Source organism: Granulicella sibirica (assembly GCF_004115155.1).
GTDB lineage: Bacteria > Acidobacteriota > Terriglobia > Terriglobales > Acidobacteriaceae > Edaphobacter > Edaphobacter sibiricus.
This window is the reverse complement of record NZ_RDSM01000003.1, coordinates 133,663-148,131: the sequence shown is the minus strand read 5'-3', so window position 1 is coordinate 148,131 and position 14,469 is coordinate 133,663. Positions and strand designations below refer to the sequence as shown.

General features: G+C 61.4%; 11 protein-coding genes. 8 read left to right on the top strand and 3 right to left on the bottom strand.

Going from position 1 to position 14,469, the window contains the following annotated elements:
- The first annotated feature begins 7 nt into the window (after positions 1–7).
- Together GRAN_RS17515 and GRAN_RS17510 are read left to right on the top strand one after the other, a co-directional pair.
- Positions 8–1,384, top strand: a complete 1,377-nt coding sequence (locus GRAN_RS17515; RefSeq protein ID WP_128914351.1) for a sugar transferase — start codon at positions 8–10, stop codon at positions 1,382–1,384.
- Positions 1,381–2,574: a glycosyltransferase gene (locus GRAN_RS17510; RefSeq protein WP_128914350.1), complete on the top strand. Its 1,194-nt coding sequence runs from the start codon at positions 1,381–1,383 to the stop codon at positions 2,572–2,574. The genes GRAN_RS17515 and GRAN_RS17510 overlap by 4 nt, the downstream gene beginning before the upstream one ends.
- A 125-nt stretch (positions 2,575–2,699) precedes the next feature.
- Here GRAN_RS17510 and GRAN_RS17505 read toward each other — a convergent pair whose 3' ends face one another.
- Positions 2,700–3,791, bottom strand: a complete 1,092-nt coding sequence (locus GRAN_RS17505; protein ID WP_128914349.1) for a glycosyltransferase — start codon at positions 3,789–3,791, stop codon at positions 2,700–2,702.
- 98 nt (positions 3,792–3,889) lie between these two features.
- Between GRAN_RS17505 and GRAN_RS17500 the strand changes: the two genes are divergently transcribed.
- From GRAN_RS17500 to GRAN_RS17490, 3 genes are read left to right on the top strand one after another with little or no spacing between them, the layout of a single operon-like run.
- Positions 3,890–4,936 (top strand): hypothetical protein, encoded by a 1,047-nt coding sequence (locus tag GRAN_RS17500; protein WP_128914348.1) that lies wholly within the window; start codon positions 3,890–3,892, stop codon positions 4,934–4,936.
- A complete protein-coding gene (locus GRAN_RS17495; protein ID WP_128914347.1) occupies positions 4,933–6,246 on the top strand; it encodes a glycosyltransferase in 1,314 nt (437 codons plus the stop codon). The genes GRAN_RS17500 and GRAN_RS17495 overlap by 4 nt, the downstream gene beginning before the upstream one ends.
- Positions 6,243–7,397, top strand: a complete 1,155-nt coding sequence (locus GRAN_RS17490) for a glycosyltransferase (RefSeq protein WP_128914346.1) — start codon at positions 6,243–6,245, stop codon at positions 7,395–7,397. Before GRAN_RS17495 ends, GRAN_RS17490 begins: the two co-directional genes overlap by 4 nt.
- A 247-nt stretch (positions 7,398–7,644) precedes the next feature.
- Here the strand turns inward: GRAN_RS17490 and GRAN_RS17485 are convergent, their stop codons facing one another.
- Positions 7,645–8,580 (bottom strand): SDR family oxidoreductase, encoded by a 936-nt coding sequence (locus tag GRAN_RS17485; RefSeq protein ID WP_128914345.1) that lies wholly within the window; start codon positions 8,578–8,580, stop codon positions 7,645–7,647.
- Positions 8,581–8,885: 305 nt separating this feature from the next.
- Between GRAN_RS17485 and GRAN_RS17480 the strand changes: the two genes are divergently transcribed.
- Positions 8,886–9,233, top strand: coding sequence for an ArsR/SmtB family transcription factor (locus GRAN_RS17480; RefSeq protein ID WP_241655062.1), 348 nt, complete (start codon positions 8,886–8,888; stop codon positions 9,231–9,233).
- Positions 9,214–9,723, top strand: a complete 510-nt coding sequence (locus tag GRAN_RS17475) for an SRPBCC family protein (protein ID WP_128914343.1) — start codon at positions 9,214–9,216, stop codon at positions 9,721–9,723. The genes GRAN_RS17480 and GRAN_RS17475 overlap by 20 nt, the downstream gene beginning before the upstream one ends.
- Positions 9,724–9,834: 111 nt before the next feature.
- Here GRAN_RS17475 and GRAN_RS17470 read toward each other — a convergent pair whose 3' ends face one another.
- Positions 9,835–12,417 (bottom strand): DUF7948 domain-containing protein, encoded by a 2,583-nt coding sequence (locus tag GRAN_RS17470; protein WP_128914342.1) that lies wholly within the window; start codon positions 12,415–12,417, stop codon positions 9,835–9,837.
- Positions 12,418–12,829: 412 nt separating this feature from the next.
- On the opposite strand from GRAN_RS17470, the gene GRAN_RS17465 reads away from it, so the two are divergent.
- The gene (locus GRAN_RS17465; RefSeq protein WP_128914341.1) at positions 12,830–14,383 is read left to right on the top strand and encodes an oligosaccharide flippase family protein; all 1,554 of its coding nucleotides are present in this window, start codon (positions 12,830–12,832) and stop codon (positions 14,381–14,383) included.
- Positions 14,384–14,469: the final 86 nt, after the last annotated feature.

Below are 14,469 nucleotides of genomic sequence, written 5' to 3'. Positions count from 1 at the left end.
TCACCCCATGATCCGCTTCCTGAACGTCTACTATCCCACGCGTACTGTCATGCTGTTTTTCTTTGAAGCATTAATTGTGAGCAGTTGCTTCCTCATTGCCACGATCTTCCTTCTTGGTCCGGACGCATACCTCACCCTCGCCTACGAGCAGGGTGCCCTCAAGATCACCGGCGTGACCATCCTCTCGGTCATGCTCTCTTACTACTTCGATCTCTACGAGCCGCAGATCGTCTCCGTTCCGCTCGAAATCTACTTCCGCATCCTGCTCGTTCTCGGCTTTGACTGCTTCGTGCTCTCGGCGTTGATCTTCTTCTATCCCGAAGCTGCAATGCCGCAGCACGTCTATCTCATAGGTTTCACGCTGCTCACGCCCGCCCTCATCGTCTGGCGCAAGGCCTACTCCTGGCTGGTCAGCCGCCGCCGCTTCTGCGAGCGCGTCTACGTCCTCGGGGCCGGCGAATACGCCAAAACCCTCGTTGCCTCGCTTCAGTCCCGTCCCGACGTCGGCATGGAGATCGTCGACTGGCAGGACGTCCAGCTCGAACAGTCGGAGCGCAAACAGCACTGGATTAACGCCCTCGAACGCATCTCCGAGATGAAGCCCCCCGTCAATCGCATCATCGTGGCCATGGAGCATCATCGCGGCGAACTCCCAGTCCAGGAACTCCTCAATCTCCGCTTCCAGGGCATCGTCGTTGAGGAAGTCGGAGCCCTCCGCGAGCGCCTCTCCGGCAAGATCCAGCTCGACGGCCTGCGCCCCAGCGACTTCCTCTACGCCAGCGGCTTCCGCATGCGCCCCTCGCAGCAGTTCACCCGGCAGATCGCCTCCATCCTCGCCGCCGCTACCGGACTCCTGCTCTTCTCGCCCTTCTTTCCCCTCGTTATGCTCGCCGTGCGCATGACTTCCAAGGGTCCCATCTTCTTCAAGCAGACACGCGTCGGAGCCGGCGGACGCCTCTTCAAGGTCGTCAAATTCCGAACCATGCGCACCGACGCCGAAGCCGCGGGCGCAAAGTGGGCTACCAAGGACGATCCACGCGTCACCCCCATCGGTCGTTTCATGCGCAAGACCCGCATCGACGAAGTCCCGCAGCTCTGGAACATCCTCCGTGGCGACATGAGCTTCGTCGGCCCGCGCCCCGAGCGTCCCGAGTTCGTCCCCATGCTCTCGGAGAACCTGCCCTTCTACTACCTCCGCCACCTCATCCGTCCCGGCCTCACCGGATGGGCGCAGGTTCGCTACGGCTACGGAGCCACGATGGCCGAAACCCGCGAGAAGCTCGAGTACGACCTCTACTACATCAAGCACCAGTCCCTCGGCCTCGACCTCATCGTCATGTTCGAGACCATCAAGACCATCGTCCGCCGTCGAGGCGCGCAATGAAATCGATCTTCTGGATCTCGCTCGCCGTGGTGCTTTACACCTACGCGGGCTATCCAATCTTGATCGCCGCACTCGCGCGCCTCTACCCGCGCCCATGGCTCCGCGCCCGCTGGCCCGCCAACACCCAGCCACCCATCAGCATCATCATGGCCGTGCACAACGGGGCCGCCATGCTCCCCGCCAAGATCGACCATCTCCTCGCACTCGATCCCACCCTCGTCCGCGAACTCATCGTCGTCTCCGACGGTTCAACCGACGCCACCCCTAACATCTTGCGCAACGCAGCATCCCCACGCATGATCCCCATCGTGCTTGACCAGCACGCCGGCAAAGCAGAAGCAGTCAACCAGGGCATCGCCGCCGCCCAGGGAGACATCCTCCTCTTCGTCGACATCCGCCCCCGCATCGCCCCCGGAGCCCTCACCGAACTCCTTTCCAACTTCGCCGACCCAACCGTCGGCTGTGTAGCGGGCGAATTAGTCCTCGACACCGTAGGCCACGACGCCACCGCCGCCGCCGTCAGCGGCCTCTACTGGCGCTACGAGCAGGGCATCCGAAACTGTGAAGCCGAGTTCGACTCACCCGTCGGCGTCTACGGAGGCTTCTACGCCGTGCGCCGCACTCTCGCCACCCGCGCGCCAAAGGGCATCATCCTCGACGACATGTTCCAGCCCCTCTCCGTCATCGGCCAGGGCTACCGCAGCGTCCTCGACCGTACCGCCATCGTCGTCGACCGCTGGCCCGCCAAAGCCGCCGGAGAGTTCGATCGCAAGGTCCGCACCCTTGCCGGAAACTTCCAGCTCATCGGCCTCGCCCCCTGGATCCTGACCCCGCGCAACCGCGTCCTCTTGCAACTCGTCTCGCATAAGCTTCTGCGCCTCGTCGTTCCCTACCTCTTCCTTCTCCTGATCATGTCGTCGGCGTTCCTCGGCCTCCACTCGATCCCATTCGCGACCTTCGCCATCGCACAGACCGCCTTCTGGCTCATGGCAGCCGCCGCCCTCAAGATCCGCATCCCGATCCTTCACCGGATTGCCTCACCCGCCAGCGCACTCCTTGTCCTCAACGCCGCCGCAGTCGCCGGTCTCTATACATACCTGTTCACCCGCGGCCCGCTCTGGAAGATCTGGCTACCCACTCTAGTCCCTGCGGACAACCATCTCTTCTCACAGAAACACACGCAGTCTTGAAGCAAGTTCGCCCAGAAGCCGGGTGCCCCATTTTCGCGGACAGCATCACCGTCCGCTAAGGTGGGCAACCCATACCGTCCAATCACCAAGCCTTAGCAGTCCTAACTCGTACCCGAACCCCCGGCTCAAACCGGCAGCTCATACTCCCCCCGGTAAATCGCCATGTACGCCGCATCCATGCGCTCCAGCGTAAACTCGGCCCGATACGTCTCTACCGCGCGCCTCGCGAACTCCGCCCTCAGCGCCTGGCCCTCGGCCAGGCGCACGATCGCCTCCGACATCGCCACCGAATCGCCCACCGGCGTAAGCAGCCCGCTCTTCGACAGCCCGAGCACCTCCGCCATCCCACCCACATCCGTCAGCACCGCCGGAATTCCGAGGCTCATCGCCTGCAGCAACGACATCGGCAGACCCTCCGACACCGACGACATCGCAAACACATCCGCCGCCGAGAAGAACCGGTCCGTATCCATCCGTTGCCCCCAGAACCGCACCCTGTCCGCAACGCCCAGCGCGGTCGCCAGCGCCTCCAGATCCTTCCGCACCGGACCATCCCCAACGATCCAGGCCTGCAGCTCCGGCACCTTCACCGACGCCAGCGCCACGGCCCGCAGCAGCGTCCCCAGGTCCTTCACCGCCGCGAGCCTTCCCACGAACACCAGCGTCAGCCCGCGCTTCACGAACTCATCGCCAAGCGGAGCAAGGTCCACCCGCTCGATCGCCGAAGACCCGTTGTATACCCGGACGATCTTCTCCTTCTGCGCCAGCGGACCCCCGCGCAGGTTCTCGCACGTGATCTCGCAGATTCCGGTAATCACATCGCACGATCGTGCGATGAGGTTGTACTTCACCTCACCCGCAACGTCATACGGCGGAGCCACCAGGCTATGACGCGTCGAGATCACACACCTCACTCCAGCGAGCCTCGCGCTCAGCGCCCCCTGCAACGTGGCGGCGGAATTATGACAGTGCACCACGTCTGGTCTCAAAGCCGCAAACTGCCGATAGTACCGGAGCATCGTTCGTGCAGGAGGAGCTTCCCCCGGAACATAGATCTCGAACCCCTCGTCTCGCAGCCCTTCACCCACCGAGCCGAGCTTCGAGTACGCAAAGACAGAAACATCGTGCCCATTCGCCCGCTGCATGCGGCAAAGCTGCGCCACCAGCACCTCGGCTCCACCCAGCTCCATGCTGTAGATGACATGAATGATCTTCATACGTTGGAACAAGCACCCCGCATCAGCCTACTGCAATTGCCGTCGCCGTTGTCTGTTCTTGACCTCCGCTCGAAGCCGAGCAAACGAATAGGACCCAAGTGAAGTATCCAAAGAACGCAAACCTCTGGCTACCGGCGTACCTCAGGCACCGCGCAACCGCGCGGAATCGACGGCCCGCGAAGCGCCTCTGGGTTGCCCTCACCGACCACTACGAGCCCCTTGGCGGCCCATCCTCCGTCGAAATCGGCACCGCCCGCGTAGCCGCCTGGCAGAACCTCTGGCCCCTCATCGCCAACAACGCCCCGAAAGACGCCAACGGCCGCCCCCCCTGCTTCACCTTCTTCTACCCCCAGGAGGAGTACCACGAGGGCATCGTCGAATCCCTCGCCGAACTCTCCCGCGCCGGGATCACCGACCTCGAAGTCCACATCCACCACAATCACGACACCGTCGACACCTTCCGCGAGAAGATGACCCTCTTCCTCGATCAACTTCGCAACAACCACGGCCTCCTGCACGATCACGACGGCAAACGAGTCTTCGGCTTCATCCACGGCAATTGGGCACTCGACAACTCCCGCCCCGACGGCCTCTGGTGCGGCGTCAAAGGCGAGCTCCAGGCCCTCCGCGACCTCGGCTGCTACGCCGACTTCACCATGCCCTCCATCCCCTCGCCCACGCAGTCCCGCATCCTCAACCAGGTCTACTGGACCACTGGCGATCCCGAAAAGCCCCGTGGCTTCGACCAGGGTATCGAGGCCACCATTGGCGGCGGGCGCCGCGGCGACCTCCTCATGATCACAGGCCCCCTCGGCATCCGCTTCAAAGACCGCCTCACGCCCCGCCTTGAGACCGGCGAGCTCGCCTGCTACGACCCGCCCACCCGCAACCGCGTCCTCCAGTGGCTCGACCTTGCCCCTCGCGTCGGCGATGATATCTTTCTCAAGCTCTACGGACACAGCGCCCGCGAAGACAACGCCGCCGTCCTACTCGGCACCGGCAATAACCCCGGCACCCTCGCCCCGATGTTCCAGTGGATCCACGAAATCACCCGCGAGCAAGGCATCGAACTCCACTGGGCCAGCGCCTACGAGATGTTCCGCGCCGTCGACAACCTCATCCACGCCAGGACGGGTGCAGCATGAGAGTCCTCCTCATCACCTACTCTTTCCCTCCCGCAGCCGGCGTCGGCGTCCTGCGCGCCCTCTCGCTCGCCAAGTATCTCCCCGCAAACGGCATTCAGGTCGACGTCCTCACCGCCCGCAACGCTGCCGCCGTAGGCCACGACCCGAAGCTCCTCACTCAGCTCGATCCCGACATCTATATCCATCGCACCTGGGCTCTCGACCTGCCCTTCGCTTTACGCAAGGCCATCAAGAAAGCCGTCAACCGCCGCTCGGCAAACACAAAAGCCGCCGCACCCTCTCTCCCGAAGAAAATAGCGAAACCCAACCCCATCAAAGCCCTCATCGGCAACCTGCTCCTGCCTGACCCCCAGATCGGCTGGCTCCCCTTCGCCTTCCCCGCCGCCCGCCGCATCATCCGCTCGCGCAAGATCGACCTCGTCCTCATCACCGTCCCGCCGTTCTCGAGCGCCACCCTCGTCACCCGTCTCCGCCACTCCTTCCCGGACCTCCCCATCGTCCTCGACTTCCGTGACGAGTGGCTCACCACCACCATCGACCTCGTCAGCTTCAACAACAACGCCCGCGCCCGCGCCGTCGCCCACAAGGCCGAGTCTGAAGCCATTCGCGACGCCTCCGCCATCGTCTGTGTCACCCACGCCGCCGTAGCCGAGGTCAAAAAGCGCTACCCCTCCGAGCCCTCCTGCAAATTCCACTGCATTCCCAACGGCTACGACACCCCACCCCCCACCGCCAAAGCCCCCACCATCCCTCAGCACTCCACCGTCCTCACCTACATCGGCACCGTCTACAACTCCACCGACCCCACCCCCGTCGTCGAAGCCATCCTCGCCCTGCCCCCCGATCAGCGCGAGCGCCTCAAGCTCCGCTTCATCGGCTACATCGAAACCCCTGCTTTCCGCGAAACCCTCCTCCGCCTCGGCCCCCAGGTCGAGCTTCTCGGCTTCATGCCCCAGGCCGAAGCCCTCCGGCACATCCAGACCACCACCTACCTCCTCCTCATCACCCACGACCCCATCAACGTCGCCGCCAAGCTCTTCGACTACCTCGGCTCTGCCCGTCCCATCCTCGCCGCTGTCCACCCCACCGGAGACGTCCGCCGCATTCTCGACGACACCGGCGCCGGCTGGTCCGCGCCCGTCAATGACCCCTGCGCCCTCGGCACACTCTTCACCGAAGCTATCGCCCGAACCCAAAATCTAGCGAAGGCCTACCACCCCGATCTCGCAAAGATTGCCGCCTATCACCGGGCCCCGTTGGCTGGCCAATACGCAACCCTTCTTCGCTCTCTCAGAAAGCTCGGCGCATGAAAGTCGCTGTAGTCACCGACTACTTTCCCACCTCGCTGAATCCCTGGGCCGGCCACTCCGCGTACCAGACCCTCCGCCTCCTCGCAAAACAGTGCGACCTCCACGTCTTCTGTTCTGACCCCCAGTACCCATTCTTCCTCACCCCTGCCGCACGCCGCGGCAAGCATATCGACCACACCTGGCGTCCACCCGACGTCCCCGTCACCTACGTCACCTACCCCCTGATCCCGGTCGTCTCTCGGCCTCTCAACGGCCTAGCCATCGCCCACTACCTCACCCCGGATGTCCGCGCCTTCCAGCCCGACCTCATCCTCAGCTACGTCATCTATCCCGACGGCTACGCCGCCGTCCGAATCGGCCGCACCCTCAACGTCCCCGTCGTCCTCACCGCCATCGGCTCCGACCTCAACCGCATCCCCGGCCGCTTGGTCGCCCGCCACGTCGGCACCGCTCTTCGCAAGGCCAACTTCGTCCTCACCGTCAGCCACGACCTCTGCAACACTGCTCGTCGCCTCGGCGCAAGCCCAGCCCGCTCCAAAGCCGAGCTCAACGGCTGCGACACCGCCGTCTTCTACCCACGCGGCCGCGCCGAAGCCCGCGCCTCTCTGGGCCTCCCACCCCACCAGGACTTCCTTGTATACGTAGGCCGTCTCGACGTCCGCAAAGGCCTTGTAGAACTCGTCGAAGCCATGTCCCAGCTCCGAGCCACCCGCCCGGACACCCACTGCTATCTCGTCGGCGACGGCCCCGACAAGCCCATCCTCGAGCAGGCCGTAGCCCGCCTGAATCTAAGCGAGACCGTCACCTTCATCCCCGCCTGCCTCTCCCCCCGGATAGCCGTCTGGATGGCCGCCTCGAACCTCGTGACTCTCCCCAGCTACAACGAAGGCTGCCCCAACGTCGTCATCGAAGCCATGGCCTCCGGCCGCCCCGTAGTCGCCACCCGCGTAGGCGGCATCCCCGAGCTCATGGATGACGAAGCCGGCCGCCTGGTCCCCCCCAAAAATCCCAAAGCCCTCGCCGAAGCCCTCGACGTCGTTCTATCCAAAACCTGGAACGCGGAAGCCATCTCCAGACGCCACGGCCGAAGCTGGCAGGAAGTCGCGACAAACGTCTACCAGACCCTCGAACAAACCCTGGCCAACCGCTAACCCCCCATGCCTTAGCGGTTGCCCTCGCCTTGCTTTCTAGGTGTCATTCCCGAAGGGAATCTGCGTCTGCCGTTGCCGTTTTTCGTCTCACCCACCACGGCAAGGGGCCCCACCTTCGCCGACAGCCTCATCGTCGGCGAAGGTGGGAGACCTACACTGCCAAACCGGGTCGTTGCCCGTTCTGCGTCGTCATCGTGAGCAACACAAAGAACCGTTGTATTCCAGCCGAAGGAGCCAAAGAAGGCCCTTAAGCCCCTTGGTACCACTCGATCGTCTTCTCCAGACCACTCCGGAAATCCTTCTTCACCCCATACCCAAACACCGTCTGCGCACACGTAATATCCGCCAGTGAGTGCCGAATATCCCCATCCCGCTCCGGCATAAAGGTCACGCCGCCCTCATACCCCACAATCCGCTTGATCTCTTCATAAGCCTCAAGCAGCGTCGTCCGAACCCCGGTAGCCACATTGAATACCTTGCCCGACACAGGAGCCGAAGTTGTCGCCGCCAGCATATTCGCATGCACGACGTTGTCGATATAAACAAAGTCCCGGCTGGTTGATCCATCCCCGAAAATCGTCGGAGTCTCCCCCTTCGTCATCATCGAGATAAACCGGGCAAGCACGCCCGAGTACTGCGACGTAGGATCCTGCTTCGGCCCAAACACGTTGAAGTACCGCAGCGACACCGTCTCCAGTCCATACACACGCGCATAGCTCTGCAGGTAATACTCCCCCGCAACCTTCTGCACCGCATAAGGCGAGATCGGCCCCGGCAGCATCCCTTCATGCTTCGGAAGCTCCGGCGAGTCGCCATAAGCAGCCGAAGAAGCCGCATATAGCAACCTCTTCACGCCCGCCTTCCGCGCCGCTTCGAGCATCGTCAGCGTCCCATTCACATTCGGCCCATTCGTTCCCACCGGGTCATTCACCGACATCGGCACGGAAGGAATCGCCGCCTCATGAAACACGTAATCCACGCCAACACACGCATCGTTCATCGCCGCGGCGTCCTGCACATCCGCCTCGCGAAAATCGACGCTCCCCCGGATCCCCTCAAGGTTCTCCATCTTGCCCGAACTCATGTTATCGACGCCAACAACCGTTGCGCCCTCAGCCAGCACGCCCCGAGCAATGCTCGACCCGATAAAACCAGCGATTCCAGTAATCAGTACCTTAGCCATTGCTCTCCGTTGCTGCATTCAAGTCGAGCGTCATCGCCGACGGGATAGTCATCTGCCCCAGCCTATCCCGTCCCCCCGCTTTCGTTGATCCCCAATCGGTTGTAGCCAGCCTCAAGCAGCCGTAGCCGCAGCTCTTGCCGTTGCCTCTCTGGTTCTCATTCCCGAAGGGAATCTGCGTCTGCCATCGCCTTCCTCTAGCACCTCATCGGCGCATTCACTCCATCCTTCATCCCCCGCAAACGGCAAAGGGTATCGGTGCCCAAATTCACACTTGACATTCAGAAACAATCCACTACCATATGGTTGTGGATCGATTGAATACAACCTTTGCCGCACTGTCTGACCCAACCCGGCGGGCCATGATCGAACGGCTCTCCCACGGTCCTGCCTCGGTGCACGGATTGACGGAACCGTTTGCCCTCTCGCAGCAGATGATTTCAAAACACATCGCCTACCTGGTGCGGGCTCGGATTGTGATCAAGACAAAGCGTGGACGGGAAAGTGTCTGCACGCTCAGGCCAGAGGCAATTAAGACAGTCAGCGATTGGGCCTTCAACTATCGCCGATTCTGGGAAGAGAGCTTCGACAAGCTGGATGCGGTCATAAATCAAATGAAAAAAGAGGAGCTTCAAGATGACGAAAAACACGGTTAACGAAGTCGAGCGGATGGTGATCACGAGAGTGTTCGATGCCCCACGCGAACTGGTTTGGAAGGCGTGGACAGACCCGAAATACGTGATGCAGTGGTGGGGGCCGAAGGGCTTCACCTCGCCCGTATGCAAAATAGACTTTCGCGTAGGAGGCAAATTCCTCTGCTCCATGAGATCGCCGGATGGTCAGGAGTTCTGGAATGCCGGGGAATATCACGAAATCATCCCGCACGAGAAGATCGTCTCCTCCATGTACTTTGCCGACTCGCAGGGAAACAAGGTTGAGCCTGAAGAGTTAGGAATAGAACATGAGGCCATAGACGGCGCGTACGACGTAACTCTCTTCGAGGATCTTGGAAACGGCCAGACCAAGCTCACCTTCATCGGCAACGAACCCATGGAAAGCGCGAAGAATAGCGGGCAGGTCGAGGGCTGGAACCAAATACTCGACAAATTCGCTACGATCGTTCAAGGCTTGGCGCAATCGAAGTAAGAAGGTCGAGCCTTACAACGTTATGCGTGAAACACAGCGAAGGCCGGCGGCGGAGGCTCGGTTCGAACGGGCCTCCGCCGCCGGGCCGAAAACTACACCGTCCGGGACATCCTAGTTCAACCCGGTTGCTTTGACCTCCGCGCTCCCGCTGTCGTCTCCAAGTGCCACCGCAACGCCAATAGGACTCGCCGAACTCCCGAAGAATCCTCCCGATCCAACCGCCGTCAGCTTATACGCCGGTGTGCCGCACGTTGTCTGAGCGCCGGGTTGAGGAGCCGCGGACGCAAGGAACAGTAAGAGTCGAACCCCATTCACCGTACCCGAGAAGCTGTACCCGAGGGCGTTCTTCACCAGCCCCCCAGCCGGGATCGTCATGGTCGTGGCCCCGATCGTAAGGTTGAGTGGCCTTGTCTCTGCCTGGATCGGCGTGGAAGTGCCCACGGCAAACGTTGACTCCAGCGCAAACCCCGGAGTCTTGTCAGCAGCCGACTCTAGTTGCACCTTGGAAAGGAAGCTGCAGAACGGCTCTCCCAGGTTGAACTCGGAAACGAACAATGCGAGGTTCGGGTTATGGGCAGCTTGGATGGGATCGGACGTCAATGGGTAGTTGCCACGGACAGTTCCGGCAATCGCCACATCTCCCTTGCCATCGATTGCGACGAAATCGGCTAAGCTGTCACCAACGGCACCGAGAAAGGTGGAGTACGTAAGATTGGCGCCCGAAGGGTCGAGCTTCGTCAGGAACACATCTTGGCTATAGGCGGGCGGAGCGGCCACAAACACCGTCTGCGCGGCATCCGGTGTGACCGGAAACTGGGGGTCGTTCGTGCCTCCGGTAACATAAGCATTCCCCGCCGCATCCACTGCGATGCTCATACTCGTAGACGCTTGGGAAAGTTGGGCAAACTTGTCGCCTGACGTTTTTCCTAGCAAGGTGACGTAATCGAGGGCCGTCCCCGTGGTGTTCATCTTGATCACGAAAACGTTCTGAGGCGCGCCTTTCACCGTGTCGATGCCCGCCAGGTAAGCATTCCCGAAAGGATCCACCGCCAGGCCACTCGGAATATAGTTGCCCAACAGCGTGTAGTACACCAGCTTGGATCCGCTCGAATTCAGCTTCTCAAGGTAAAGATCCCCGGTATTCGAAAAAGCCCCCGGTGAGATAGGAAACTGTATACGACCGGCTCCAAGATTACTCCCATAAATATATGCGTTGTCCAGGGAGTCGAGAGCTAGCCCTTGCGCAATTACGTTATTGGCTCCAAGAAACGTGGAATAGACGAGACCTGAGCCGGCCGGGTTCAACTTCGTAAGAAAGCAGACTTCCAGGTACTGCTGCGGACTCCCAATCGGCCCAGTGAGGGGAGGGTGCGGCTCATACGCTCCAGCGGTCGTCGGAAAGTCGAACGAGCCCGTCAGCCCGAGCACGTACGCATTATCCTGCGCATCGACTACTATCTGGAAGGCTTGGCTAAACCCGTCCGGCGAGGATCCACCCAAATACGTTCCGTAGATCAGCCCCGACCCTGTTGCATTCAACTTGGCAATGTAAGCCGCTTCTCCCACCGCCGTGCGCTGGTAAGCGCGGGAGGTTGTCGGAAAGTCGGAAGCAATCCCCGCGACGTACGCCTCTCCTTTGCTGTTCACGGCCAACGAGGCTAAACTGCCGCCAAATTGCGTGCCGAAGTACGTCGAGTAGAGCAGAGCCGAACCAGCGCGGTTGATCTTACTGATGAAAATTCCGGTTCCATTCGTACTTTTCAACGCTCCAGGGGTAATTGGGAAATTGGCGGCGGTGGTGAAGCCCAGTATGTAAGCGTCTCCGCTTGGATCGATAGCAAGCCCGGTAACCCGCGGGGAATCAAATTGTCCGTTGCCGCCAAAATACGTCGAATAAATGAGCGTGGGGTCGATCACAAGCTCCCGTGCGTGATCGTACGGACCGGCGTGAAACCTCACGTCCTCCCCACCCTCCACGACAAACTCACCCTCCACCGCCTCCCGTATCTCCTTTCCATCCACCATGGCCGTCTGGTAGAGGTTGGGCTTGTGCAGCAGAACCGTGTCGGTCTCGCCTCCCAGGACCAGGTCGCCCTGCTTGTTCACGGAAAGCTGCTTGCCTTTGCCCTGCGGTCCTTCACCATCTGTCAGGTTCTTGAACTCCATCCGCACAGTCGTTACATCCACATGCGGAGCCACCACGAAATCGAACTCGAGCTGGCGGTGGTTCCCGTAGTACACCAGGTCGACTCCCCGATACAGCCCCGCATACTTCACCCGCGCATAGTTCGGGACGCTGGTATGCCACTGTGAGGGATTGGAGCCAACCAGGTAGTTGCTGTCCCCGGGCAGCCTCTCGAGCCCGGATATTGTTGAAGTTTCATTCGCTCCCGGAAAGCTCAATTGGAGTGCCGTCTTCCCGTCGGCGTGCTCGCCGCGCGCCTCGGTATTCGACGCTCCCGCGAACGTAAGCTCGCCGCCTTTGCGACCCAACTGGACGGAATATCCGCTACCCTCCGCCGTGAAAGCGAATCGCGGATCTGCCTGTCCCTGGTTCGCGGTAAAGCTCATCGCAAGGTCGCCGTACACTTGAATCAAACGTTGCCGCGTCGCAGTCGTTACAGCCGGGTCATCCGCGGCAACAGCTAGCACTGGAGACATCAGCACCGAAGTCAAAGCAAGGGTTGATGGCAAGGAACATCTCATAGATACCCCTCCAATGAGCGAAAGATAGAGAGACACGCCTGTTCGGATCAGCATCAGAACGGCAGACTTCCTCGGCTCATAACGTGCGCAAGTGTACGCTCCCTCAACGCGGCGGTGTCAATCAAAGATAGGAAAAAGCGCGAAGAGAGCAGCGCAAGAATGATTGTTCTACAACAAGATAGCTTCTTAGGAACGCGTCAAGTCCTTTGCCTTGTACCCCGGCAATTTCCAAAGGAGCGTAAGCCGGACCCCTCCCGGAGCGGGATGAGCGGCACCCCGATATCCCCGGCCCGCAAACATCGTCCCGCAGTCAATCTGGTAGCACTATGGGCTACCACGAACGGGTCAGTTTCACTCTTATTCATCCCAAATACCGTCAAAGCCCGGCTATTCTCTTCCTATGGGTTTGAAGTCGACCAACGCGGCCGGAAAGATCCTGCACAACTCTTTCTGGTATGGGCTCGAGACCCTCATGGAGACCTTCGTCTTCCTCGGCACGTCTATCGCGGTCGCCCGCTACCTCGGCCCCGAGAAGCTCGGCTACTTCAGCTACATCAACTTCTTCGTCACCGTCGTCACCCGCACCAGCGGCATCGGCCTCGCCTCCGCTACCCGCAAGTACATGTCCGAGTTCCTCGCGCTCGACCGCCCCGGAACCGCCCGGGCAGTCTATTACCTCGCCTATCGCTATCAGCTTCTCGGCGCCATCACCATCACCATCCTGGGCCTCGCCGGTGTCTTCTTCTTCGGAGAACCGGCCTACAAGCTGATGTCCGCCATCCTCATCAGCTCCATCATTCCCGGCGTCATGTCCTGGGTGCCCGCGCAGGCCAACAGCGCCTTCGAAGATGTCTCGAAGAACACCCTCAGCGCCTTCGGCTACATCCTCACGTACCTCACTGTCATTCTTCTCACGCTGCACTTCCACTGGGATCTCGTCGGCGTAGCCTCGGCGCTCCTCGTCGGCCGCCTGGTGGAAGTCCTCCTCCGTACCGCGCCACTTCACGCCCGCCTCCGCACCCTCCCACTCGACGTGCTCGACGACGGCACCATCGGCCGCATCCGCCGCTTCTGCCTCCAGTCCATCGGCCTTCAGCTTCTCACCTCCGTCGTCTGGGATCGCTCCGAGATGGTGTTCCTCCGCGCCTTCTCATCCCTCGAGCAGGTCGCCTTCTACTCCGTCAGCTTTGGCCTCGCCAACAACCTCCTCCTGGTACCCCGCACCTTCGGAGGAGCCACCGGAATCACCCTCATGGTCGAGTCCGGCCGCGATCCAACCCGCGTTGACAACATCGTCCGCAACGCCAGCCGCTTCCTCCTCCTCGTCGTCTTCCCCGTCCACCTCGGCGCCGCCGCCATCACCAGCCAGATTATCCGCGTCACCTACGGCACGAAGTACGTCGGCGCCATCCCGGTCCTCATCATCGCCTCCATCCTTGCCATCCCGCGCGCCTTTCAGGAGATCCCGGAAACCCTCCTTCGCGCCGCCGACCAGCAGAAGCGCCTCCTCTACTGCTACATCGCCATCGGCATCCTCAACCTCACTCTCGACGCCCTCTTCATCCCCCGCTACGGAGCCGTCGGAGCCGCCTGGGGCAATGGCCTTGCGCAGTCCATCGGCATCGTCGTCATCTGGCAGGCGGCCAAACACTTCTACCGCTTCGGACTCCCCATCGGAACCGCCATTCGCCTCTTCCTCGCAGGCGCATGCATGTCCGTCATCGCCTGGTTCGTCGCCCGCTCTCTCCCTGGGGTACCCGGCCTCGTCCTCGCCATCGCCACCGCCGCCGTGTCCTACGTCTTCCTCGTCAAGCTCTTCCAGGGCCTTCAACCCTCCGACCGCATTCGCCTCCTTCCCATCGGCCAGCGCCTCCCGGGCCCGGCGCGCGGACTCTTCTCCACCGCCCTTAACTTCATCATCCCCGCCCCAACGGAAGAAGTCGCCCCCTCTTGACAGAAAAGGGCCTCAAAAAAGCCCCTCACCGTCCCATTTCGGAAAACACGCACGCAAAACGCGAATCGCCAATAAGGACGCACCCC